18 protein-coding genes are annotated in these 22567 nt (G+C 63.4%); 7 read left to right on the top strand and 11 right to left on the bottom strand.

Annotated elements, in window-relative coordinates; genetic code table 11:
• Positions 1-13: 13 nt before the first annotated feature.
• The 4 genes from AAC071_RS12085 to AAC071_RS12070 form a co-directional block, all read right to left on the bottom strand.
• Positions 14-190 (bottom strand): Thivi_2564 family membrane protein, encoded by a 177-nt coding sequence (locus AAC071_RS12085; protein WP_339832863.1) that lies wholly within the window; start codon positions 188-190, stop codon positions 14-16.
• Between the two features lie 100 nt (positions 191-290).
• Positions 291-470, bottom strand: coding sequence for a PLD nuclease N-terminal domain-containing protein (locus AAC071_RS12080; RefSeq protein ID WP_339832861.1), 180 nt, complete (start codon positions 468-470; stop codon positions 291-293).
• Positions 471-537: 67 nt separating this feature from the next.
• Positions 538-1053, bottom strand: coding sequence for a methylated-DNA--[protein]-cysteine S-methyltransferase (locus tag AAC071_RS12075; protein ID WP_339832859.1), 516 nt, complete (start codon positions 1051-1053; stop codon positions 538-540).
• A gap of 11 nt (positions 1054-1064) precedes the next feature.
• On the bottom strand, positions 1065-2537 hold the full coding sequence (locus tag AAC071_RS12070; protein ID WP_339832857.1) for an AlkA N-terminal domain-containing protein: 1473 nt from the start codon (positions 2535-2537) through the stop codon (positions 1065-1067).
• Between the two features lie 156 nt (positions 2538-2693).
• On the opposite strand from AAC071_RS12070, the gene AAC071_RS12065 reads away from it, so the two are divergent.
• The 3 genes from AAC071_RS12065 to AAC071_RS12055 all read left to right on the top strand — a co-directional run bounded on the left by AAC071_RS12065 (position 2694) and on the right by AAC071_RS12055 (position 6022).
• A complete protein-coding gene (locus tag AAC071_RS12065; RefSeq protein ID WP_339832856.1) occupies positions 2694-4028 on the top strand; it encodes an MFS transporter in 1335 nt (444 codons plus the stop codon).
• Between the two features lie 93 nt (positions 4029-4121).
• Positions 4122-5129 carry a zinc-dependent alcohol dehydrogenase family protein gene (locus AAC071_RS12060; protein ID WP_339832915.1) on the top strand — a complete coding sequence of 336 codons (1008 nt, stop codon included), beginning with the start codon at positions 4122-4124 and terminating at the stop codon, positions 5127-5129.
• 89 nt (positions 5130-5218) lie between these two features.
• The gene (locus AAC071_RS12055) at positions 5219-6022 is read left to right on the top strand and encodes a hypothetical protein (protein WP_339832855.1); all 804 of its coding nucleotides are present in this window, start codon (positions 5219-5221) and stop codon (positions 6020-6022) included.
• 197 nt (positions 6023-6219) lie between these two features.
• Here the strand turns inward: AAC071_RS12055 and AAC071_RS12050 are convergent, their stop codons facing one another.
• Both AAC071_RS12050 and AAC071_RS12045 read right to left on the bottom strand, forming a co-directional pair.
• Entirely contained in the window at positions 6220-7599 is a 1380-nt protein-coding gene (locus AAC071_RS12050; protein WP_339832854.1) for a porin, read from the bottom strand.
• Between the two features lie 275 nt (positions 7600-7874).
• The gene (locus tag AAC071_RS12045) at positions 7875-10166 is read right to left on the bottom strand and encodes a TonB-dependent receptor (RefSeq protein WP_339832852.1); all 2292 of its coding nucleotides are present in this window, start codon (positions 10164-10166) and stop codon (positions 7875-7877) included.
• Positions 10167-10668: 502 nt separating this feature from the next.
• Between AAC071_RS12045 and AAC071_RS12040 the strand changes: the two genes are divergently transcribed.
• From AAC071_RS12040 to AAC071_RS12025, 4 genes are all read left to right on the top strand, one after another.
• The gene (locus AAC071_RS12040; protein WP_339832850.1) at positions 10669-13965 is read left to right on the top strand and encodes a carboxyl transferase domain-containing protein; all 3297 of its coding nucleotides are present in this window, start codon (positions 10669-10671) and stop codon (positions 13963-13965) included.
• 460 nt (positions 13966-14425) lie between these two features.
• Positions 14426-14755 carry a hypothetical protein gene (locus AAC071_RS12035; RefSeq protein WP_339832848.1) on the top strand — a complete coding sequence of 110 codons (330 nt, stop codon included), beginning with the start codon at positions 14426-14428 and terminating at the stop codon, positions 14753-14755.
• Between the two features lie 591 nt (positions 14756-15346).
• Positions 15347-15700 carry an MmcQ/YjbR family DNA-binding protein gene (locus AAC071_RS12030; protein ID WP_339832846.1) on the top strand — a complete coding sequence of 118 codons (354 nt, stop codon included), beginning with the start codon at positions 15347-15349 and terminating at the stop codon, positions 15698-15700.
• A 400-nt stretch (positions 15701-16100) separates the two neighbouring features.
• Positions 16101-19265: a type ISP restriction/modification enzyme gene (locus AAC071_RS12025; RefSeq protein WP_339832844.1), complete on the top strand. Its 3165-nt coding sequence runs from the start codon at positions 16101-16103 to the stop codon at positions 19263-19265.
• A 12-nt stretch (positions 19266-19277) separates the two neighbouring features.
• On the opposite strand, the gene AAC071_RS12020 is transcribed toward AAC071_RS12025, so the two are convergent.
• From AAC071_RS12020 to AAC071_RS12000, 5 genes are all read right to left on the bottom strand, one after another.
• Positions 19278-20354 (bottom strand): beta family protein, encoded by a 1077-nt coding sequence (locus AAC071_RS12020; RefSeq protein WP_339832842.1) that lies wholly within the window; start codon positions 20352-20354, stop codon positions 19278-19280.
• A 9-nt stretch (positions 20355-20363) separates the two neighbouring features.
• Complete coding sequence (locus AAC071_RS12015; RefSeq protein WP_339832840.1) at positions 20364-20876, bottom strand: ImmA/IrrE family metallo-endopeptidase; 513 nt, start codon at positions 20874-20876, stop codon at positions 20364-20366.
• 8 nt (positions 20877-20884) lie between these two features.
• The gene (locus AAC071_RS12010) at positions 20885-21283 is read right to left on the bottom strand and encodes a hypothetical protein (RefSeq protein WP_339832838.1); all 399 of its coding nucleotides are present in this window, start codon (positions 21281-21283) and stop codon (positions 20885-20887) included.
• Between the two features lie 181 nt (positions 21284-21464).
• A complete protein-coding gene (locus tag AAC071_RS12005; RefSeq protein WP_339832836.1) occupies positions 21465-22079 on the bottom strand; it encodes a transcriptional regulator in 615 nt (204 codons plus the stop codon).
• Between the two features lie 116 nt (positions 22080-22195).
• A complete protein-coding gene (locus tag AAC071_RS12000; protein WP_339832834.1) occupies positions 22196-22435 on the bottom strand; it encodes a hypothetical protein in 240 nt (79 codons plus the stop codon).
• Between the last annotated feature and the right edge of the window lie 132 nt (positions 22436-22567).

Here is a 22567-nt window from a genome sequence, read left to right as displayed (position 1 = left end):
GGAACGGTCGCCGTCAGCGGATGCCGATGGCACCGAGTACGCCGAAGAGCTGCAGCAGCCAGACGACGACGACGATCACGACGACGACGTTGAGGATCTGCTTGATCTTCGAATCCATCGGTATGTAGTTGTTGACGAGCCACAACAGCACGCCCACGACGATCAGTGTGATGACAAGATTGAGTAGCATGCGGTGAATCCTCTTTGTCTCGTTTCGAGCCGGTTTTGATTATCCGGCTCAAGCAAGGCGGAATGAAGGCCGCAGCGGGCTGGAATTGTCCGTATCTGGCCTATTTCGGGCCGAAAAGCGCCCAGAGGATCAGCCCGACGATCGGAACCACGATCACACCGGCGATCCAGACGGCCTTCCACACCGGCTCGGCGCCGCTCTGCGCGATGCGGACGATCGCATAGATCACCGCCACCAGCAGCAGCAGGCCGAATATGCTTCCGAAAGGTCCACCGGGCATCGGTTGCTCCCTTGTGACGCGGAACGATCCGGCAAGCCTAGTGCCTTGTCGCCGGCAAGGGAACCGCTCAGAGCAGGCGCGGGCCCATGATGCCCTCGAATTCGAGCAGCCATTTCTTGGTCGGCAACCCGCCGCCGAAGCCGGTCAGCGAACCGTCGGCGCCGATCACGCGGTGGCACGGCACGATGATCGGGATCGGGTTGCGGCCATTGGCAAGCCCGACCGCGCGCATGGCCTTCGGACTGCCGATGGCACGCGCGATTTCGGCATAGGAGCGCGTCTCGCCGAAGGGAATGGCGGCAAGCGTCTGCCAGACGCTCTTCTGGAACGCCGTGCCGGCGGCGGCCAGTTTCAGCCCGCCGAAATCCCGTTTGCGCCCTTCGAAATAGAGATCGAGTGCCTTCAGCGCCTTGTCGCGATGGATGCGCGCGGGCGCGCTGCCTTCGCGCTTCGCGAACGCAACATCCTTCTGGTTCGGAAACAGCACCATCGCAAGGCCGCTCGCGATGGCGGCGATCCGCAAGCGGCCGATCGGCGTGTCGAGCGTCGCCGTGGCAAGCGTGTCGTCGTCGGGGAGTTTCATCGGCTTCACCTTTATGATGTCCACAGCGCCAGCGCCGCATAGCCGCGCCAGGGCCGCCAGTCCTGCGACAGGGTTTCGAGGTCGCGCGTCGAAACGACTGCGCCGCTCCCCGCTGCCTTGCGCAGGCCGAGATCGGAAGCCGGAAAGGCATCGGGCTCGCCCAGCGCGCGCAAGGCGACGTAATGCGCGGTCCAGTCGCCGATCCCCGGCAGCGCCGTCAGTTCGGCAATCTTGGCCTCGAGCGTTTCGCGCGGGCCGAAATCGAGCGCGCCGGAAGCAACGGCACCGGCAAGACCCTTCAGCGTTGCGATGCGCCCGCCGGTGAGCCCCAGACCCGAAAGATCGGCACCGGCAAGTTGTGCTGGCGTCGGAAAGAGATGCGTGATGCCTTCTTCGGCGCCGTCGATGGGCGTGCCGAACCTCGCCACGATACGCCCGGAAATGGTCGTCGCGCCTTTCACCGAAATCTGCTGGCCGAGCACGGCGCGGACCGCGAGTTCGAAGCCGTCGAAGGCGCCCGGCACGCGCAGGCCCGGCGCGCGGGCAAGGCGCGGACCGATCAGCGGGTCGCCGCGGAAGGCGGCAGCGATCGCTGTCGGATCGGCATCGAGATCGAACAATCGCCGGAGCCGCGCCGCGATGCGCCGCATCGGCAGCGCCGACCCTTTCTGCACGTCGGCAAGTGCAATGCGGGCTTCAAGCGCGTGGCCTTTCTTGGCCGGCGCAACGGAGAGAACGCCGCTCACCCCGTCCAGCGCAAAGCTGCGTGCATAGCGCCGTGCCGTCACGCTTTCGACCCCGGGCATGGCCCGTCCCGCGAGATAGGCGATGAGCCGCTCCCAGTCGAAGGGCGGACGGTAGCCAAGCCGCATGCGGATTTCGGCGCCGATGGCTGCCTCCGACGCGCGCCGGATGTCGCCAGGCGCGACGCCATAGGCTTTGACGATCGCATCGTTGAAGCGCCGCAGGCTGCGATAGCCGGCCGCATGCGCGACTTGCGCCAGCGGCAGCCGCGTTTCGCCGATCAACTGCTTGGCGGTCAGAAGGCGCCGGTTGGCCGCGACGGCCTGCGGTCCGGCGCCGACATGCGCAAGGAAGAGCCGCCTGAGCTGCCGCTCGCCCATGCCGAGGCGGGCGGCGAGTTGGTCGAGCTTGCCTTCGTCGAGCGCCCCTTCATCGATGAGGCGCAGGGCACGCGAAACGCTGGCGGCCGTGCCCGCCCAGGCTGGCGTGCCGGGCGCCGTTTCCGGCCGGCAGCGCAGGCAGGAACGAAACCCTGCCGCTTTGGCTGCGGCCGCGCTCGGCACGAAAAGACAATGTTCCCGTTTCGGCACCCGCGCCGGGCAGACCGGCCGGCAATAGATGCCCGTGGAGCGGACACAGACGAAGAAGCGGCCGTCGAAGCGCGCATCCTTGGCAAGGATGGCGCGGTAGCAACGCGCGGGATCGAGCGCGGGCGCGGCAAGGGCGGCGGTCTGTTTCATGTCCGCAAGTCTAGGACGGACGGGCCGCCGCCGCTCGCCAAAATCGGACATCGCCGTCTCTGGCCGGGCGTTGCCCATGCGGCACCCGATCGGAGCGCTTGAGTTCGCCCGGGCCGCTGCTAGTGTCGCCGCAAGAGGGAATTCGGGAGGACGACAATGACAGATCGCGCAGGCGCCGTTTCGGGCGCCGCGGCAGCCGATGCGCCGTCGCAGGGCTTCACGCCGGCCTATCGCAACTACGCGCTTTTCATCCTGATGCTCGGCTATACGGCGAATTACGTCGATCGCCAGATCCTCGCGATCCTGCTCGAGCCGATCAAGCAGGATCTCGGCGTCAGCGACACGCAGCTCGGCTTTCTCTCCGGCATCACCTTCGCGATCTTCTACGCGACGCTTGGCGTTCCGATCGCCATGCTCGCCGACCGCACCAACCGCCGCAACATCGTCGCGGCCGCCATCGCCATCTTTTCCACCATGACGGTCGTCTGCGGTTTCGTGACGAGCTTTGCGCAGCTGGCACTGGCGCGCATCGGCGTCGGCATTGGCGAGGCGGGGTCGAGCCCGCCCTCGCATTCGATGATCTCCGACATGTTCCCGCCGGAGAAACGCGCTTCGGCGATGGGCATCTACTCGCTCGGCATCAATATCGGCATCCTGATCGGCTTCCTGGTCGGCGGCTGGGTCACTCAGTGGTATGGCTGGCGCGCGGCTTTCCTCGTCGTCGGCGCGCCGGGCCTTTTGATCGCGCTGCTGATCCGTTTCACGCTGAAGGAACCGCAGCGCGGCCATGCCGACGGCACCACGGCGCAGGCCGCCGGCGACGCGCCGAAGGTCGGCGAGGTCTTCCGCCTGCTCTGGTCGCAGCGTTCCTTCCGGCACATATCGATTGCCTGCGCGCTGGCCGCCTTTGGCGGCTATGCCGGCGTCACCTGGATACCGGCCTTCCTGATGCGCTCCTACCAGATGACCCCCGGCGAGATCGGCACCTGGCTGGCGCTGATCATCGGCTTTGTCGGCGGCGCCGGCACCTATGCGACGGCCTGGGCGGCAGATCGGTTCGCCAAGCGCGACGTGCGCTGGAACATGTGGGTGGTCGCGATCGTGATGCTGGCCTGCTTCCCGCTTTCGATCGGTCTCTATCTGTCGCCCGACAAATACTGGGCGATGTTCTTCTTTCTTGTGCCGGCCTTTGCGGGTGCGGCCTATATCGGCCCGAGCCTCGCCATGACGCAAGGCCTCGTCGTGCTGCGCATGCGTGCGGTCGCCTCCGCGGTACTTTTCCTGATCCTCAACCTGATCGGTATGGGCCTCGGGCCCCAGGTGGTCGGTCTGATCAGCGACCTCTACGCGCCCACCTTCGGCCAGGAATCGCTGCGCTACGCCCTGCTGACCGTCATGGTCGTCTGGCCCTGGGCAGCCGTGCATTTCTTCCTCGGCGCCGCATCGTTGAAGGAAGACCTCGAAAGGGCGCGCAACCACGGGCTGAAGTGACGCCGCTTCGCGCTCGAACGGCGCAGCGATCCATGCGAGCATGGCCGGGACGAGAGGAGCCCCGCCATGTCCGCACCCGCCTTGCCCGCCACCATGCGCGCCATGTTGCTGGAGGCGCCGGGCCGGCCGCTGCGTCGCGTCGAACGCCCGCTGCCGCGCGCCGCTTCCGGCGAAGTGCTGATCCGTCTCGAGGCCTGCGGCGTCTGCCGCACCGATCTTCACGTCGTCGATGGCGAACTGCCCGATCCGACGCTGCCGCTGGTGCCGGGGCATGAGGCGGTCGGGCGCATTGCCGCTCTGGGCGATGGCGTGACGGGCTTCCGCCTGGGCGATCGTGTCGGGGTGCCGTGGCTCGGCTGGACCTGCGGTCAATGCACCTATTGCCGGAGCGGCCGCGAGAATCTCTGCGAGCAAGCGCGCTTTACCGGCTACACACGCGACGGCGGTTATGCCGAATACATGGTCGCCGATGCGCGTTTCGTCTTTCCCCTTTCGCAAGACTACGGCGCGGCCGAAGCGGCGCCGCTGCTCTGTGCCGGGTTGATCGGCTATCGCTCGCTGAAAATGGCGCATGATCCGCAGCGGCCGGATGCGGCCGGTGCGCTCGGTCTCTACGGCTTCGGCGCCGCCGCCCATATCGTCGCGCAACTGGCGCGTCACCAGGGCTGGCGGCTCTTTGCCTTCGTCAAGCCGGGCGACCGGGCGGCAATGGATTTCGCGCGCGTGATGGGAGCCGAATGGACCGGCGGCTCCGACGAGACGCCGCCCGCGGCGCTCGATGCCGCGATCATCTATGCGCCGGTTGGCGCGCTGGTGCCGGCGGCCTTGCGCGCGCTGGCGCCGGGCGGCCGTCTGGTCTGTGCCGGCATCCACATGTCGGACATCCCGTCCTTTCCCTATGACATCCTCTGGCGCGAAAGGTCGATCCATTCGGTCGCCAATCTGACCCGCGCCGATGGCGAGGAATTCCTCGCACTCGCGCCGCGTGTGCCGGTGGTGACCACGGTCGAAACCCTGCCGCTCGAACAGGCCAATGAGGCGCTGGCGCGCCTGCGCGACGGCCGCCTGACCGGCGCTGCGGTGCTGACGATGGGGCCGTGACGCCGGGGCATGTCTGACGAAGTTGTGTCACGCGATCGTCGCAAACTTCCGGCATGGCTGGTCGGGATGCAAGGACAGCCGGATCGGCAATGAAACATCTCACAACCCTTGTCGGCCTGATTTCACTCGTCGCTGCGGGCGACGCTTGCGCGGTCGACGAACGCTACGCACCCTATGTGGCAGCGCCGGCGCTCGCTGGCGCGATTGAGGTCGCGGCCAGGCCCGCCAATGCGCGGCTGATGCTGCTCTGGCGCGAGGGGTTCGGTGCCCGTCACCCGGCGGTGCGGATCGGGCCGCTCGATGCACCGCCGTCCGACACGGTGACCGCACGCGCCGCCATCGAGGCGCTCGCCGTCTTTGTTCACAAGGACAATCCGCTTGTCTGCCTGCCGCTTGAAGATCTGGCCGTGCTTTTTGCCGGCGGCGCGACCTGGGGCAGTGCGGGCCTTGACGGTGATTGGGCGGCCCGTCCGGTCGTCGTCCTCGATCGTCCGGCGGGCAGCGAGCGCGACTTCTTTGTCGAGGCCGGGTTGAAGGGCGGTGCGGTCGCACCCGATGCGAAAGTCGTCGCACGCGCCTCGATTCTGCTGCGCGAGATCGGCACCGCGCCGGGGGCGGTTTCCTTCGCGCCGGCCGGCTACCGCAGCGATGCCGTGCGCGCGCTCAGGCTTTCCGATGGCGGCGACTGCATGGCACCCAGCGAGGCCAATGCGCATCGTGGGTTCTGGCCGCTGGCGCGCATCGTCGGCATCGAGGCGCGCGGCGCGGCGGCGCGAAACATGATCGATTATGTCTTGTCGCGGGACGGCCAGCGCGATGCGGTCATCGCGGGCTATTTCGCGCTGCCATATGTTTTTGCGGCGGAAGACCGCAAGGCCCTCGGTCTCGATTGACGTCCGGCGGCGCTCAAACGGGAAAACCCCGATGGATGAATCCGCCCCCCGCGCGCGTCGAGCGCGCAAACGGAAAAACCCCGGTGGATGAATCCACCCCCCCGCGCGCGTCGAGCGCGCAAACGGAAAAACCCCGGTGGATGAATCCACCGGGGTTCCCGTCTGATGATCTGCGAGGATCGGATCAGCCAGAAGACTCAGAAGTTGAACTGCGTACGCAGGGCAACCGCGTCGTGACCGAAATTCGGGTTCAGCACGCCGCCGCGGTCTTCCACATCCACGTTCAGATAGTTGAGCATGAAGCGGAGGTTGTTGTTGACGTACCAGTTGAGGCCCACCGTGATGATGTCCTGCTGGCCGCCGGCAATGCCTGCGCTGGCGTCGTTGAGGTCGGCCGAGCTGTAACGCGCGGCGACTTCCCAGGCGCCCATGCCCTTGCCGCCGAAGCCGAAGGGGTTGGCCGGCTTGACGCCCGAATAGGCGGCCTTCTTGATGTCGTACCTGTAGGCTTCGCCGGTGATGATCCACGACGCCTGCAGATACCAGGCATCGAACTCGGCGCTGCCGCCGCCGATGCCGTCGATCTCGTACATGTAGTATTCGCCTTGGGCGCGGAACGGGCCGTAATTGAGGGCGAGTTCCGGACCGTAGACGGACACGGTGTCGATGCCGCCGATATTGCCGGTATCGATATAGCGCAGCGGATCGACGCGCAGTTCCGGACGGTCGCGCAGGCGCAACGTATCGCCCGACACGTTGAAGGAGTGCGAGCCCGAGGCGCCGATATGGACGTTGAGGCCTTCCTTCGGCGAGGTCGCATAGGCGAGACGGCCGACGATGTTCGAGCTGTCATAGTCGTCCAGACCGCCGCCCGCTGCCGCCGAGCTCATGGTGTAGTAGGCGCCGCCGAAGAAGTTGTCGGTGTTGTAGGTACCGCCCGCCGTCATGCGCGCTTCGCCGGCGGCCGGCGTGATGGCGAGATTGACCGCCGTCGCACGCTCGATGAAGGTGATGTCGTTGGACGAGGTCGAATCGTCCAGCGTCATCTTCGGCTTGGTTGCGCCGAGCACGAGGTTGACGCCGTCGATGCCCGTATAGGTCAGCGCCGCTTCGTAGATGCGGGCGTTGGATTCGGTGCCGCTGTCGCCGAAGTTGAATTCGATATTGTACTTGAAGTCCTTGGCGAAGGTGCCGTTGAGGCCGACGCGCAGGCGGCGGAAATTGGCGTTGCCGCGCAGGCCGCCGAAATTGGCTGCACTGGCCGCATCCTGGTCATAGGCGCCGACATCGAGATGGGCGCGGCCGGTAATGCCGAAGGTGAAGTTGCCGTCGGCGGTCTTGAACACCGGGCGGCCGTCCTTGAGGCTGACCTCGACGTCGCTCTTGCGCTCTTCGAGCGACTTGATCTTGTTGCCATGCTGGATTTCGACATCGTCGATCTTCCGCTGCAGGGCTTCGATCTGCGCCTTGAGGGCGTCGAGTTCGGCCTGGGCGTTGGTCGCGGCGAAGGCCGGGGCCGAGAGGAATGCGGCGGCGCCGAGTGCGGTGCCGGCCAGCAGAATGTTGCGCAACGTCATGTGACGTCTCCGTTTCTGTGGATGAGCTTCTGTTGCAGGATCGGCAGCCGCGACAGACGCCGCGAACACCCCCATGGCCTCCGCAAGTAACAGAGCTATGTGACAGTTGGGCTGCGCTTTTGTGACAGTGATATGACAGCCCGGCCCTGTGGCCGGAATGCATCGCTGCCGCGCCGGGCCGTTTTTCGCTTTTGTGACAAGGACTTGACATGAAACGGGGCGGCCCCGCTGTGGCAGGGCCGCCCCGGGGGGACGGGGAGAGGCGGGAAGCGCCGTCAGAAGCTGAACTTGACCCCGCCCAGCACCGTCCTGGGCTTGCCGGGCCGGGCGCCGGCCGGGTCGAAGGAGACGTTGTAGACTTCGTCGGTCAGGTTCTCGACCACGCCGATCAGCGTCACGCCGGGCGCGATGTCGTATTCGGCCGAAAGGTCGAGCACGACCCGCTCGTTGATCAGCTGGTTGGCCGGGATCGCGCCGGTGCCGGCCACCGACCGCGTCGCGTCGACATAGGAGACCAGCAGGTTGCCGCGCCAGTTGCCGCCCTCGAGCCCGGCCGAGACGGTGAGCTGGTGTTCCGGCACATAGGGCAGTTCGTCGCCCGCCGTCACCGTCCCCCAGGGGCCGAAGCCGCTGGCGAAGCTGGTCTGGAACTCGCTCTCGATATAGGTATAGGCGGCCGACAGCGGCACGCCGAGCCCGAGCCCCAGAAGCGCGCCGGCGTCATAGCCCGCCGCCACTTCGAGCCCCTTGACCTCCACTTCGCCGCCATCGAACTGCGTGCCGATGACGCAGCCGCCGCCGGTCGAGGCGGTGCAGGTACCGAGCAGGTTCGAATAGTCGTTGAAGAAGCCGATCGCCTCGAACGAAAGCTTGCCGGCGCCATAGCGAAAGCCCGCTTCGTAATTGACCGACTTCTCGGCATCCGACGTCGAGCCGGGCCCGGGCGCCGCGAAGCCGCGATGCACGCCGCCCAGCAGCTGCCATTCATCGCTGAGATTATAGGTGGCGCTGATGCCGGGGATCAGCACATCGACCGAGTTTTCGCTGACCGCGGTCGGCGCCGTCCGGCCCGGATCGTTGAGCGCATAATCGGTGCGCCTGAGCTTGATCGTTTCGTAGCGCAGCCCCGGCACCACGGTGAGCCGGCCCCAGTCGATCGTGTCGCGCACGAAAAAGGCCCAGGCCTTGGCGTCGCCGACGCGATTGGCCTGGCTGCCCGGCGCGCCGGCCGCCGACAAGGTCAGCTGGCCGCCGGCCATCGTGTAGATGTCGTCGTTCTGGAAGCGGTCTTCCTCGTCCTGGTGATAGCGCGCCGACACTTCGACGAAATGCGCCACCTCGCCGGTCAGGAAGGTCGTGCCCAGCACCGACTGGATGCCGGCTGTGTAATATTCGCGGTTGTTGTTGCGCACGCGGATCTCGCCGGCCGCGCCGCGCAGCACGGCGAGTTCGGCCGCATTGGCCGGATTGCCGACCGCGTCGGAAATGCTGGTCCAGCCGGGCGCGCCGGTCAGCCGCACATCGTTGATCTTGTACCAGGCCCGCGCCGTCTCGGTGTAATAGGCGGTCGTCGTCAGCTGGGTCTCGTTGCTGAATTCGGCGCGATGCGTCGCCTGCACGGTCGTGTGATCGACATTCATCTCGTCGAGCCGGCTGGCCGCATAGCGGCGATAGGGATTGGCCGCGAAATCGGCCGGCGTCAACCCGAGATAGGTCTCGTTGGAGGTCTCGTCGGAATATTGCAGCTTGAATTCGAGGCTCTGCCGCAGGCCCGATCCGGCCGTGCTGCGGAAACCGAGCTTGCCGACATAATCCTGCTGCCGGAAACCGGCATCGCCGCCGCCATCGATGGTCTTGAAGCCGTCGCTGCGGTTCTGCAGCGTCTCGAGCAGCACGCCGACATCCCAGGCCTCGTTGAGCGCCGCCCAGCCGCCGCCCGCCCCATGCACGCGCAGCGTCCCGTCCTGGCCGCCGATCGCCTTCAGCCGCCCCGACAACCCGCCGCCGTCGCGTTCGGGGATCGCGCTCGAGAACAGGTTGATCGCGCCGCCCACCGTCGACGGCCCGTATTTGATCGCCGCCGCCCCCTTGGTGACCTCGACCGCTTCCATCCGCCCCATCGACGGGAAGTAATAGGCCGCCGGCGCCGCATAGGGTGCCGGCGCCATCAGCACGCCGTCTTCCATCACCACGATCTTGGCATTGCGGTCGCTGCCCGAGCCGCGAATGCCGATATTGGGCCGCAGTCCCTGGCCGTCCTCTTCCTGCAGCTGCACCCCCGGCACCGCGCGCAGCACCCGGTTGACGTCGGTATAGGAGAACTTTTCGAGTTCTTCCTGGTCGATGAAGGTGACCGCGCCGCCGATATTGGCGGTCTCGGCCGCCGTGCTGGTGACGAGCAGTCCCTTCAGGATGTGAACCTTGCCCGCCTCGGCGCCCTCTGCGGCCGGCGCCGTTTCGGCGGCGGGTTCCTGGGCGAGGGCGGGCGCCGCCATCAGCGCGGTGGCGAGCGCCAGCCCGCTGCAGCCGCGCATCAGCCGGGCGGCGGTTGAAATCCGTGAACGCATCTGTTTTCCCCTTGAGACGTCCGGCCCCGGCATTGCCCCGGCGCCGTTACTGCGAATGACTATCAAACGCTGTCATACAAATTTCATCGCCGCCTGTAAATGCAAGTGACTCGCATTTCCAGTTGCATAATTGCCGCAGGTGAGGGGAAAGGGAGGGGCGAAAAGCGTGGTCGGTCGTTGCCAAAAACAAGGGTGTCACCCCGGCGAAAGCCGGGGCCCACTCGCAGCGCCTCTTGCCGCAGCGCTCAATTGGCTGGTTGGCGCCGGCGCCGCACGTCGTCGCCCTTGCTGAGGGAACCAATGGGCCCCGGCTTTCGCCGGGGTGACACTCGGATTTTGGGTGAGCGTGGAAGGCCGCCTGACGATTTGTATGAATCTCGCAGGGCCTCAGGGGGAGGGTGGGAACCCCATTTGACCCCCCGCGACCCCCGCCCCTATCTTGCGGGCCATTGAAATCGGGGAAGAGACAAATGACGCAACACCACGTCGCGGCGGCTGCCGCATGAGCATCCGCAAACTGCTGATCGCCAATCGCGGCGAGATCGCCATCCGCATCGCCCGCGCCGCCGCCGAACTCGGCCTCGAGACGGTCGCGATCTTCGCCGAGGACGACGCCGCCTCGCTGCATGTGAAAGCCACCGACGAGGCCCACCCGCTGAAAGGCGCCGGCGCGGCCGCCTATCTCGACGGGCCGGCCATCATTGCGCTGGCGAAAGCCACCCAATGCGACGCGCTGCATCCGGGCTATGGCTTCCTGTCGGAGAATGCCGGCTTCGCCCGCGCCTGCGCCGCGGCCGGCATCACCTTTGTCGGCCCGACGCCCGAAATGCTCGACCTTTTCGGCGACAAACCCGCCGCCCGCGCGCTGGCCGAACGCTGCGGCGTGCCTTTGCTCCCCGGCACCAACGGCCCGACCAGCCTTGAAGAGGCGCAAGCCTTCTTCGCCTCGCTGGGCAAGGATGCCGCGATGATGATCAAGGCGGTGGCCGGCGGCGGCGGCCGCGGCATGCGCGCGGTGACCGATGCCGCCGAGATCGCCGATGCCTTCGCCCGCTGCCAGTCGGAAGCGGCCGCCGCTTTCGGCCGCGGCGATGTCTATGTCGAGCGCCTGCTGCGCCGGGCCCGCCATATCGAGATCCAGATCGTCGGCGACGGCACCCACGTCACGCATCTCGGCGAACGCGAATGCAGCCTGCAGCGCCGCAACCAGAAGCTTGTCGAGATCGCGCCTTCGCCGACCCTCGACAGCGCCACGCGCGCGGCGCTTTGCGCCGCCGCCCTCCGCCTCGCCGAAGCGGCGAACTACAAGAGCCTCGGCACCTTCGAATTCCTGCTCGACGCTTCAGCCGAAGGCGCCGGAACCTTCGCCTTCATGGAGGCCAATCCGCGCCTCCAGGTCGAACACACGGTGACGGAGGAAGTGACCGGCATCGATCTGGTGAAGACGCAATTGCGCCTGGCCGCCGGCGCGACGCTGGCAGGCCTCGGCCTCCGCCAGGCCGACATTCCGGCCCCGCGCGGCCACGCGATCGAACTGCGCATCAACATGGAAACCATGACCGCCGATGGCGCAGCGAAGCCGGCCGGCGGCACCATCACCGCCTTCGAGCCGCCGTCCGGCCCCGGCATCCGCATCGACAGTTTCGGCTATGCCGGCTACCGCACCAGCCCCAACTACGATTCGCTGCTGGCGAAACTGATCGCCCATTCGCCATCGCCCGATTACGCCGATGCCGCCGCGCGGGCCTATCGCGCGCTTTGCGAATTCCGCCTCGAAGGTGTCGCCACCAACATCGCCTTCCACCGGAACCTCTTGAAGCGCCCCGAATTCGTCACCAACGATGTCGACACCGGATTCGTCGAGCGCCACGCCGCCGACCTCGCCCGCCCGCATGACGGCAGCCACCGGCAACTCTTCCACGGGGCCGTCACCGCCGCCGCCCCCGCAGCCGCGAAGGCAGTCGATGCCCCGGCGGGGACGGAGGCCGTCGCCGCGCCGATGCAGGGCCGCGTCGTCTCGATCGACGTCGCCGAAGGCGCGCTGGTCGCCGAAGGCCAGCAACTGGCCGTGCTCGAAGCGATGAAGATGGAACATGTGCTGACGGCGCCTGTCGGCGGCTATGTCCGCAAGCTTGCCGCGAAACCCGGCGACAATCTCTTCGAGGCCGAGCCGCTCCTCTTCATCGAGCCGTCGGCGGATGCCGCATCGCAGGCGCGCGAGGCCGAGGCCGAAATCGACCCCGACCATATCCGCCCCGACCTCGCCGAGGTGATCGAGCGCCACCGCATCGGCCTCGACGAGGGCCGGCCGGAAGCGGTCGCCCGCCGCCGCAAGCGCAACCAGCGCACGGCGCGCGAGAACATCGCCGACCTGGTCGATGAAGGCAGCTTCGTCGAATATGGCGCCCTGGCGCTGGCCGCCCAGCGCCGCCGTCGCCCGATGGACGAACTGATAAAGATGAGCCCGGCCGACGGCATGATCGCCGGCGTGGGTTCGGTCAATGGGCGCGACTTCGATGAGGACAAGGCCCGCACCATGGTGCTGGCCTATGACTTTACCGTGTTCGCCGGCACACAAGGGGCGATGAACCACAAGAAAAAGGACCGTATGCTGACCATCGCCGAGGACTGGCGCCTGCCGCTGGTCCTCTTCGGCGAAGGCGGCGGCGGCCGCCCCGGCGACACCGATACCGCCGGCGTCGCCGGCCTCGACACGCCGAGCTTCGTCAAGTTCGCCAGGCTCTCGGGCGAGGTGCCGCTCATCAGCGTCGTCTCCGGCCGCTGCTTTGCCGGCAATGCGGCTTTGGTCGGCTGCTCCGACGTCATCATCGCGACGAAGGACTCAAACATCGGCATGGGCGGCCCGGCCATGATCGAGGGCGGGGGATTGGGCGTCTATGCGCCCGAAGACATCGGCCCGATCGACGTGCAGACGGCCAATGGCGTCGTCGATATCGAGGTCGCGGACGAGGCCGAAGCCGTCGCGGCCGCGAAGCAGTATCTCTCCTATTTTCAAGGGTCCCTGCCGCGCTGGGAGGCCGCCGACCAGCGCGACCTCCGCCGCCTGATCCCCGAAAACCGCCTGCGCGCCTATGACATTCGCACCGTGATCCACGCCCTGGCCGACAAGGGCACGGTGCTGGAACTGCGCCCCAAATTCGGCATCGGCATTCTCACTTGCCTCGTCCGCATCGAGGGAAGGCCGATGGGCCTGATCGCCAACAACCCGATGCATCTGGGCGGCGCCATCGACGCCGAAGCCGGCGACAAGGCCGCCCGCTTCATGCAGCTCTGCGACGCTTTCGGTCTGCCGCTGCTCTCGCTCTGCGACACGCCCGGCTTCATGGTCGGCCCCGAGATCGAGCAGCGCGCGCAGGTGCGCCATGTCTCCCGCATGTTCGTCACCGGCGCCGCCTTGCGCGTGCCCTGCTTCACGGTGGTCCTGCGCAAGGGCTACGGCCTCGGCGCCCAGGGCATGGCGGCGGGAAGCTTCCACGCCCCCTTCTTCATCGTCTCCTGGCCGACCGGCGAATTCGGCGGCATGGGCCTCGAAGGCGCGGTGCGGCTGGGCTACCGCCGCGAAATGGAAGCGATCGAGGATCTGGACGAGCGCGAAGCCTTCTTCCAGAAAATGGTCGCGAGGTACTACGAAAACGGCAAGGCCATCAACATGGCCTCCTTCCTCGAAATCGACGCCGTCATCGACCCCAAGGACACGCGAAGCTGGATCATGCGCGGCCTCAAATCCGCCGGCCCCCTGCGCGAGCGCAAGGGCAGGGGCTTCATCGATACGTGGTAATGCTCCGTCCACGGAGCACTCCCGCCCGGCCCCACAACCCCCCAACATCGTCATGCCCGGACTTGATCCGGGCATCCAGAAGGCGCGCAAGCGCCGTCTCTCTTCGCAAGGACTCTTCATCCGCCTGAAGCGTTGCACGCGGCACCCGCCCAAAATAAAAATGTCATCCCGGCGAAAGCCGGGATCCATGGGCGGCGCGTCAAACGCAGGCGCAACGCTCTCTCCCCACCCCTCAACCTAAAACCGTCATGACCCGGCTTGTCCGGGTCATCCACGTCTTTCTTCCTCTTTTGAATGACGCCAAGACGTGGATGGCCCGAATAAATCGGGCCATGACGACTGTGGGTTGTGAAAAACGCGGCACCCGCGCCAACTCGACAATTGAAAAAACCCCCCTCGTTCATACCCCCACAAACCCCTTGCGCGTCCTCCCCCGCACCGCCACCATCGCCTGATGCCCATGACCTACCGCGAATTCAACGCCTTCTGCGCCAGCCTGCCCGCCACCACCTATGTCGTGCAATGGGGCGGCGCGCATGTCTGGAAGGTGGGCGGCAAGGTCTTCGCGATCGGCGGCTGGCAGCGTCTAGTCGGCGTCGCCCCGATCATCGTCGCCCCACGGGTCGACTGTCTCGAAGACAATGACGGTGCCGCTCTCGAATTCGCCGTCGCGCCACTCGCCGACACGCCGCGTGCCATCCGGGAATATCTGCATGCCCTGACCATGGCGCTTGCCGTCGAGGAACCCGCCGGAATACTTCTCGCCATTCGCGAATGTGAGGGTTCCTGAACCCCGGGCTTCGTTGTCGCGGAATTCGCCGACATATGTGCGTCCGTCCGCGAATGTGTAGGTTCCCTGACCGTGACGCTTGTTGTCGCGGAACTCGCCGACATATTCCTCGCCATTCGCGAATGTGAAAACGCCCTGACCATGGCGCTTGCCGTCGTGCCACTCGCCGGCATAAACGTTCCCGTTCGCGAATGTGTATGTTCCCTGACCATGGCGCTTGCCGTCGTGCCATTCGCCGGCATAGGTGGCCCCGTTTGCATAAGTGTGGGTTCTTTGATTGTCGGAACGGCCGTCGCGGTCTTCGACGACATACCTTGTGATCATCAGCCCGGCCAACACGAGCATCACAACAGCGACAGTTGCTTTCAACGCCTTGCCTCCTCGGCACATTTCAAGGTGAGCCGTTGCCGGATTCCCAACCCGGAGACCCGGTGTCGTCCCGGGACCGACATTGCGAGAAGCGAAGCGACGACGCAACCCGCAAACGCCTGCCTCTTTTCAAGGGCGGCCCTTCAGGCAACCCGGTGGAAAGAACGCGCGCGGAAGTCCTTGCGCCCCCGCGCGCACATGCGCCACCATCGCCTGATGCCCATGACCTGTCGCGAATTCAACGCCTTCTGCGAGGATCTCCCCGCCACCACCCATGTCGTGCAATGGGGCGGCGCGCATGTCTGGAAGGTCGGCGGCAAGGTCTTCGCGATCGGCGGCTGGCAGCGGGGCGCGCATCCCGGCATCACCTTCAAGGTCTCCGGCATCGCCTGGGAAATCCTGCGCGACGCGCCGGGCTGCCGCCCCGCGCCCTATCTGGCTTCCCGCGGCATGAAATGGATCCAGAACCACGAACCCGGCCTCGGCAAGCGCGAGCTGAAGCAATACCTCAAAACCTCCCACGCCCTCGTCGCCGCCGGCCTCAGCAGGAAGAAGCGCGCCGAACTCGGGCTCTGAGGTCGCACACGCACCCGCGCGCCGCCCGCTCAAAACCACAGCGCCCGCCCAATCCCTCTCTTCCCACCCGCCCCTGGGGGGCGGGTCGAAAAATTCGAAGAATTTTTCGGGGAGGGGGACTCCGCTATCGGCAAATGACGCGCGATCGATGATGCGCCGAACTTCTACGCTCACCCGCCTCGAAGGCACAGCGCCTGCCAAAAAAACAATGTCATCCCGGGGCTCGTCCCCGGGACCCACTCGCAGCGCCGCTTGCCGCAGCGCGTGAATGATATGCGGCCATAACCGCAAGTGATTCCTCACGCCCGCGTCGTGCCCCGTCCACCGATCGGCCACAACCCCTTACGCAATGCGTCTCCAGCCGGTAGTCTGCCGGACAAGCATGAAGTCAGGGGCGGGCATGAGCGCTATCGGCGACTATCTCTCGAAAATTCAGGCCATCGCGAAAAGCGGCAAGGCCACCGAACATTCCTACCGTTCGGCCATTGAGTCGCTCTTTCATTCGCTCGACAAGTCCGTCATGGCGCTCAACGAGCCGAAGCGGGTCGATTGCGGCGCCCCCGATTTCATCATCGAGCGCCGGGGCATCGTCATCGGCCATGTCGAGGCCAAGGACCTCGATGTGGATTTGCGCGCCCTCAAGGGCGCCAACAAGGAACAGCAGGAACGCTACCTCAAGGGCCTGCCGAACCTGATCTACACCAACGGCCTCGATTTCGAATTCTTCCGCGACGGCGAGCGCATGTCCCGTGTCTCGGTCGCGACGCTCGGCAAGGGCGTCGAGCCGAAGCCCGAAAAGTTCGAAGAGCTTGAAAATCTGCTCAACGATTTTCTGGCGCAGACGCCGCAGACGATCACCTCGCCCGCCGTGCTTGCCGGAATGATGGCCGGCAAGGCCGCGCTGATCAAGGACGTCTTCGGCAACGTGCTGCGCGCCGACAAGGAATTTCAGTCGACGCTCTCGGAACAATACAACGTCTTCAGGGAACAGTTGATCCACGACATTACGCCGGAAGATTTTGCCGATCTCTATGCCGAGACCATCGCCTATGGCATGTTCGCCGCGCGGCTGCACGACACCACGCTCGAAACCTTCTCGCGTCAGGAAGCGCTGGAACTTCTGCCGAAGTCCAATCCCTTCCTGCGCAATCTCTTCAGCTACATCGCCGGCCCCGATCTTGACGACCGCATCAAATGGATCATTGACGATCTGGCCGATGTCTTTCAGGCCTGCGACCTCGGCAAGCTGATGAGCGGCTTCGGAAAACTGACGGGCCGCAACGACCCCTTCCTGCATTTCTACGAAACCTTCCTCGCCGCCTACAACCCGACGAAGCGCAAGGCGCGCGGCGTCTGGTACACGCCGGAGCCGGTGGTGAATTTCATCGTTCGCGCGGTTGACGAAGTGTTGCAGAAGGAATTCGGCTTGCCGGACGGTCTGGCCGACACGTCTAAGGTGACGGTCGATTGGGACACCGGCCAGACCGACAAGAAGGCGAAAGCGGTTACGATCAAGAAGGAGGTTCACCGCGTCCAGATTCTCGATCCGGCCGTCGGCACCGGCACCTTCCTCGCCGAAGTCGTCAAGCAGATCGCGCCCAGGGTGAAGGATGTTGCCGAAGGGATGTGGTCCTCCTACATCGAGAAGGATTTGATCCCGCGCCTGCACGGCTTCGAGCTTCTGATGGCGTCATACGCCATGTGCCACATGAAGCTCGACATGGTGCTGACCGAACTCGGCTACAAGCCGACAGGCGCGCCGCCGCGCCTCAGCGTTTATCTGACCAACAGTCTTGAAGAAGGCGAACCGGCGAACCAGACGCTGCCCTTCGCGCAATGGCTGTCTAACGAGGTGAAACAGGCCAACAGCATCAAGCGCGACATGCCGATCATGGTGGTGATCGGCAACCCGCCTTACTCGGGCATTTCGCAAAACATGGGTGATTGGATCGTCAATCTGATCGAAGATTACAAGTACGTCGATGGAAAGCATTTTGGCGAACGCAAGCACTGGCTGCATGACGACTATGTGAAGTTCATCCGCCTCTCGGAACACCTGATCGAAAAAAACGGTGAAGGTGTTCTCGGCTTCATCACCAATCACGGCTATCTCGATAACCCGACGTTCAGAGGAATGCGCTGGCATCTCCTCAAAACATTCGATTCCATATACGTTTTGAACCTACATGGAAGCACCAAAAGAAGTACGCGCTCACCCAATGGTGATGCAGATAAGAATGTCTTCGATATTCAGCAGGGCGTTTCTATTATCGTCGCGGTAAAAAGAAGAAACTTGGCAGAGAAAGAATTTGGGACTGTATTCCGTCGGGATTTCATAGGAAGCAGACAGAGCAAATATGACCGATTGGAGGCTTGCCGATTAGACGACCCTGACTGGGCAAAGATTCGTCTCAATTCTCCTCAATATGCTTTTGTCGAACAAAATTTCGAAAACTACGAATTCTACCGCGACGGCTTTGCAGTCACCGATCTGATGACACGCAATGCGCCTGGAATTATAACCGCCAGAGATAATCTAGTAGTCGATTTTGATCAAAGCGCTCTCGAGTCGAAGTTGATGGAGTTCATCGACCCGGACCACTCGACCGATCAAGTTCGATCACAGTTTTTCGGGAGCAGGAAGGATGGAAAGTATGCTGCGGGGGATACTCGAGGTTGGAAATTAGAGCAAGCAAGAGAACAGTTACGCCAAGGGAAGTTCGATAAGGACATCTCCATCGCCAACTACCGTTTGTTTGACGACAGAGCAATGCTGTACCGCCCGGATATGGTGGATTGGGGCCGCGAGAGCCTTATGTCGAGTATGAAGGACGCCTCGAACCTTGCTTTGGTTGTGTGTCGCCAGTCAATTTCTGAGCATTGGACCCACGCATTCATTTCTAGCAAGCTTGGTGACGACAACTTCCTCTCAAATAAGTCGAAAGAGCGTGGCTACTTCTGCCCCCTCTACCTCTACCCGTCCGAATCCGACCTCGATCAAACACGACGTGTGAATTTCCATCCGAAGCTGTGGAAGAAGCTTAAAGGTCTGGCGAAGGACAAAAAGCATGGCGAGCCCGATGAGATTGCAACCTTCGACTACATCTACGGCGTGCTGCACTGTCCCGCCTATCGTGAGACTTACGCCGAATTTCTGAAATCGGACTTCCCACGCATCCCCTGGCCCACAAGCCCAGGGGAATTCTGGGACGTGGCGGAGAAAGGCGGCGCGTTGCGCCGCCTGCATCTGATGGAAGCCGACGCCGTGGGCGAGACGCCCTATCCCTTCAAAGGCGCGGGCGACAACATCGTGGACAAGCCACGCTTCGAGAAGGGCAAGGTCTACATCAATGCCGTGCAGTATTTCGACAGCGTACCGGAAGTCGCATGGAACTTCATCATTGGCGGCTACCAGCCGGCGCAGAAATGGCTGAAGGACCGCAAGGCCCGCGCGCTGTCCTTCGATGACGTGAAGCACTACCAGAAGATCGTCAAGATCCTCGCCGAAACGGACAGGATCATGAAAACCATCGAGATGGATTTGTCGGGCGGCGCTTCTGTTTGAACACTGCGGAAATTAATCTTCCCAGTCTTCATCAAGATTCATTCCGCCAAGATCGCCTTCTCCGAAGAACGCTTGGCGATGTAGGTGAATGTTCACGCGCGCTGCGACATTCTTTTGAGGCGTATCGATACCAATTGCGGGAGCAATTACGGTATTCCTGATAAGTTCCTCGCCCCAGATTCCAAGGTGACCATCCCAATCTGGACTATTTACAATGGCGCTGGCAGCGCGATGGAAATCCCAATTACCTGCTTTGTTGCGCGCGATGTACCAGCTGTTGCTAGTTGGGTAATCCACACGGTCCAGAGGACGGTTGGCAAAACTGCCCGGCTCGCGGGGTCGCGTACTTCCCCAATCGCCGTAGATAATTCTTGCGCGGTTCGTTTGTCGCGCGATCTGTTCGATCAACAGCCGATTGGTAAATGGAACGCGCGTCACGCCGCCATCGAAGTCCGTGAACATCCGTGGGATTGATGTGCACGACAAAATAATTGGGATAGTGGCATCGATGACCTGTAGGGGGCCGCTGATGACGCCCTCAAACGATGCTGCCAAGCTCAGGGGGTCGCGTGTCCAGCCACCTTCGAGGATGATTGCATAGTCGGCAGCGCCTGATGCAGCAAAGGCGGCGACCACTTCGCTTATATTGCTTGGAATTCGATCCATGAACACGCGCATGCAATACGCACGACCGGCTTTCTGGAAGCGCATAATCTGACTTTTTATGTCATTTTCACTTTGCCCGCGTGTCTGAACACAGGGCCAAACCCAATCATGTTCATCTACAAACCGACACCAGTTTTCAAAAGCGTTTGCGGGATTCAGGAGCGCCAGAAGTTCTTGCTGCGGCGCGCTTTCCAGATTTGTGAATTCGTAATCCCGATCGACATCGAGAAAATAATGTTGATTTCGAAACGCCTTTTCAACTCTGTCTACTGCTTTTTGTAGTGTTGAAGAATTGGCCCAGGGAGCAAGAAGGATACATGGCGTCATGCGTTCCTTCGTCTTGCCCGGCAAGAACTCCAGCGCATTCATTTCACTAGCGCGTATCGCCAGCGTTGGCACATAGCTCTTGTTTTCAAGGACCATCCGGACTCTCTATGCTTCTGCAAATGCGGAGAGCCTGATTTCCATTGCGGCTTTGGATACCCCAAAGCAAGCGGCTAGGCTCTCGATGGTCCCCTCGGTCACGACTCCGCCAAAGCGACGCGATAGCTCCTGCTCAACTAGCTCCATTGGCATGACTATATCTGCTGCCAACCGATTGGCTTCGTATTCGATGCTTGCAGGAGCGCCGGATCGATAGAGGACTGTGTCCTTGATGCCGTCCGGTGAGTTGTCAACTATATGCCGGTGAAGCAGATAATGTGCCAGCTCGTGTCCAATTGTGAAGCGCTGTCTCTCGCGCGCTTCGTTTCTATTTACTCTGACCACGTACTGATTTCCCTCGCGGGAGATTTGGCCTGATATACCTGTGCCGAGGCTTGAAACCTTGACGGCGACGCCAAGTTCTTTGGCCAGCTGACCCAGCTTTACCGGGCATTCCGACAGATACCTATCAAGGATTTCTCGTTGCTGAGGTGTCACACGTGCAAGCTCTTTCGAGGCCATACTTCCTCCTATCGATTACCATTATCTTCTGAGTCAAAACCCTCTTCTAGCTCGGCAACAGTCGGCATTTGCTTGCGACCGAACGCGATCTCATCAATCCGGCTATTGATTGCATCTTCCGAGAGTGCTTCTTCAATCTTCTCCACGACAGCTTTCTGCGCGTCTGCGCGCATCTCGCGGAAAGTGTAAGCGGCGACTACGCCAATGCCGATCGCCAGTGCGCCGAGCACTGTCGTCACAGCAGTTAGCATTACACTTAGAAAGCTAAGATAGGTCGGCAAGCCGAAATCGGGGCTTTCTTGACCGCCAAGGATGCCATCCACCCGGTCGATCACTCCAAAGGAGAACAGCAGATAGCAAACCACAACTCCGCCGACGAAGACGGCAATGTAGCTAACGGCCTTCATTCCCAAGCTCTCAGCGACATTGTGCCGATCATTGTTCTTGTTGTGTTCTTGATGTATAGACCAAGTTCTAACGTTCGCCTAGTCAAAAGACGTTCGGCGAGCTGAGTCGATCAATTCGCCCAGAAGCCGCGCGTCCACCTCGGCGTGGCCTTCATATTCGACAAGGTTCTCGAGTTCCGGCCTAGCCATCAAGCTGCGCCTCCGTGCCATGGAGGAATATCTTCGGCAGTGTACGGATCTTGTCCACGAACGAGTCCTTCGCGCCAAGCTTGCGCGTCCAGTCGCCGGGCGAAAGGAAGGTCGGGTTGACCTTGCGGCCGAGAACGGCCTCGGCCTGCTGGAAGGCGGCATAGAGATCGGCGTAGCTCAGATCGTCGCCGATCACCATCACGTCGATGTCGCTCTGCGCCGTGTCGGTCCGGCTGGCGACCGAGCCATAGACGAAAGCGGCGTCGATCTTTTTCGCATGGGGCGCCAGCGCCGCGCGCAGCGGTTCGGCCAGGCCGAATGTCTTCAGCACCAGACCGCACAGCTCGGCGAAGACCGGCGAATCCGGATTGGCGCGATAATGTTTCTGGTTGCCGATCTTCGAAACCGACAAGAGCCCGCTGCGCTGAAAGCGCGACAATTCGCGTTCCACCGCTCCCGTTCCCGATCGCACGCGTCGGACGATCTCGGTTGTGTAGAAGCTGCGGTCCGGATTGCCGAAGAGCAGGCCGAGAACGCGCTGCCGCGTGCTGGAAAACAGCGCGTCCGATATCGTCATCTTTTTCAGTGCATTACCCATATTGGGCATGATAGACCCCATTTTGGGGATATTCAAGGAATGCAGGTATGATGATGTTATATCAATAACATACCTGTAATGGGGTTGATCCACCCCGGATTGGGTATTATCGATCGTTTCCCCCCTCATCTCATATCCGCCCATTCCTGATCGTTGACGACGATCGCCGCCCGCTGTTGCGTGCAGCGCCGGCAGCGCAGCCGCGCGCCCACCGTCGCCAGGTCGAGCGCGCCATAACGGAAAGCCAGGCTGCGCGGGTCCAGCCGCGCGGCATGGCCGCAATGGCGGCAGAGGCCCCAAAGCAGCCGCCGGGCGCACACCGCGTCCCTGAGCGTCCTGATCTCGCCTTTCCAGTGTCTGACCATGCGAACAAAATAGGAACAACAGCGCGCCGGAGTCGAGTCCCGGAAATCGCCGCTTCAGCCTGTGGTCTGCCGGCCGGCCGCGCGCCGCGCTGTGGATCGCGGGATTTCACGAGGCCCCCCTGTCCTTTGCCG

This window comes from uncultured Parvibaculum sp., from assembly GCF_963975745.1.
Taxonomy (GTDB): Bacteria; Pseudomonadota; Alphaproteobacteria; order Parvibaculales; family Parvibaculaceae; genus Parvibaculum.
The sequence above is the reverse complement of the archived record's forward strand: the minus strand, read 5'-3'. Positions and strand labels throughout refer to the sequence as shown.

Excerpts from the sequence above, each read along its gene's own strand:
- AAC071_RS12085 (WP_339832863.1), bottom strand. The coding sequence starts at position 190 with ATGCTACTCAATCTTGTCATCACACTGATCGTCGTGGGCGTGCTGTTG.
- AAC071_RS12080 (WP_339832861.1), bottom strand. The coding sequence starts at position 470 with ATGCCCGGTGGACCTTTCGGAAGCATATTCGGCCTGCTGCTGCTGGTG.
- AAC071_RS12075 (WP_339832859.1), bottom strand. The coding sequence starts at position 1,053 with ATGAAACTCCCCGACGACGACACGCTTGCCACGGCGACGCTCGACACG.
- AAC071_RS12070 (WP_339832857.1), bottom strand. The coding sequence starts at position 2,537 with ATGAAACAGACCGCCGCCCTTGCCGCGCCCGCGCTCGATCCCGCGCGT.
- AAC071_RS12065 (WP_339832856.1), top strand. The coding sequence starts at position 2,694 with ATGACAGATCGCGCAGGCGCCGTTTCGGGCGCCGCGGCAGCCGATGCG.
- AAC071_RS12060 (WP_339832915.1), top strand. The coding sequence starts at position 4,122 with ATGCGCGCCATGTTGCTGGAGGCGCCGGGCCGGCCGCTGCGTCGCGTC.
- AAC071_RS12055 (WP_339832855.1), top strand. The coding sequence starts at position 5,219 with ATGAAACATCTCACAACCCTTGTCGGCCTGATTTCACTCGTCGCTGCG.
- AAC071_RS12050 (WP_339832854.1), bottom strand. The coding sequence starts at position 7,599 with ATGACGTTGCGCAACATTCTGCTGGCCGGCACCGCACTCGGCGCCGCC.
- AAC071_RS12045 (WP_339832852.1), bottom strand. The coding sequence starts at position 10,166 with ATGCGTTCACGGATTTCAACCGCCGCCCGGCTGATGCGCGGCTGCAGC.
- AAC071_RS12040 (WP_339832850.1), top strand. The coding sequence starts at position 10,669 with ATGAGCATCCGCAAACTGCTGATCGCCAATCGCGGCGAGATCGCCATC.
- AAC071_RS12035 (WP_339832848.1), top strand. The coding sequence starts at position 14,426 with ATGACCTACCGCGAATTCAACGCCTTCTGCGCCAGCCTGCCCGCCACC.
- AAC071_RS12030 (WP_339832846.1), top strand. The coding sequence starts at position 15,347 with ATGACCTGTCGCGAATTCAACGCCTTCTGCGAGGATCTCCCCGCCACC.
- AAC071_RS12025 (WP_339832844.1), top strand. The coding sequence starts at position 16,101 with ATGAGCGCTATCGGCGACTATCTCTCGAAAATTCAGGCCATCGCGAAA.
- AAC071_RS12020 (WP_339832842.1), bottom strand. The coding sequence starts at position 20,354 with ATGGTCCTTGAAAACAAGAGCTATGTGCCAACGCTGGCGATACGCGCT.
- AAC071_RS12015 (WP_339832840.1), bottom strand. The coding sequence starts at position 20,876 with ATGGCCTCGAAAGAGCTTGCACGTGTGACACCTCAGCAACGAGAAATC.
- AAC071_RS12010 (WP_339832838.1), bottom strand. The coding sequence starts at position 21,283 with ATGAAGGCCGTTAGCTACATTGCCGTCTTCGTCGGCGGAGTTGTGGTT.
- AAC071_RS12005 (WP_339832836.1), bottom strand. The coding sequence starts at position 22,079 with ATGCCCAATATGGGTAATGCACTGAAAAAGATGACGATATCGGACGCG.
- AAC071_RS12000 (WP_339832834.1), bottom strand. The coding sequence starts at position 22,435 with ATGGTCAGACACTGGAAAGGCGAGATCAGGACGCTCAGGGACGCGGTG.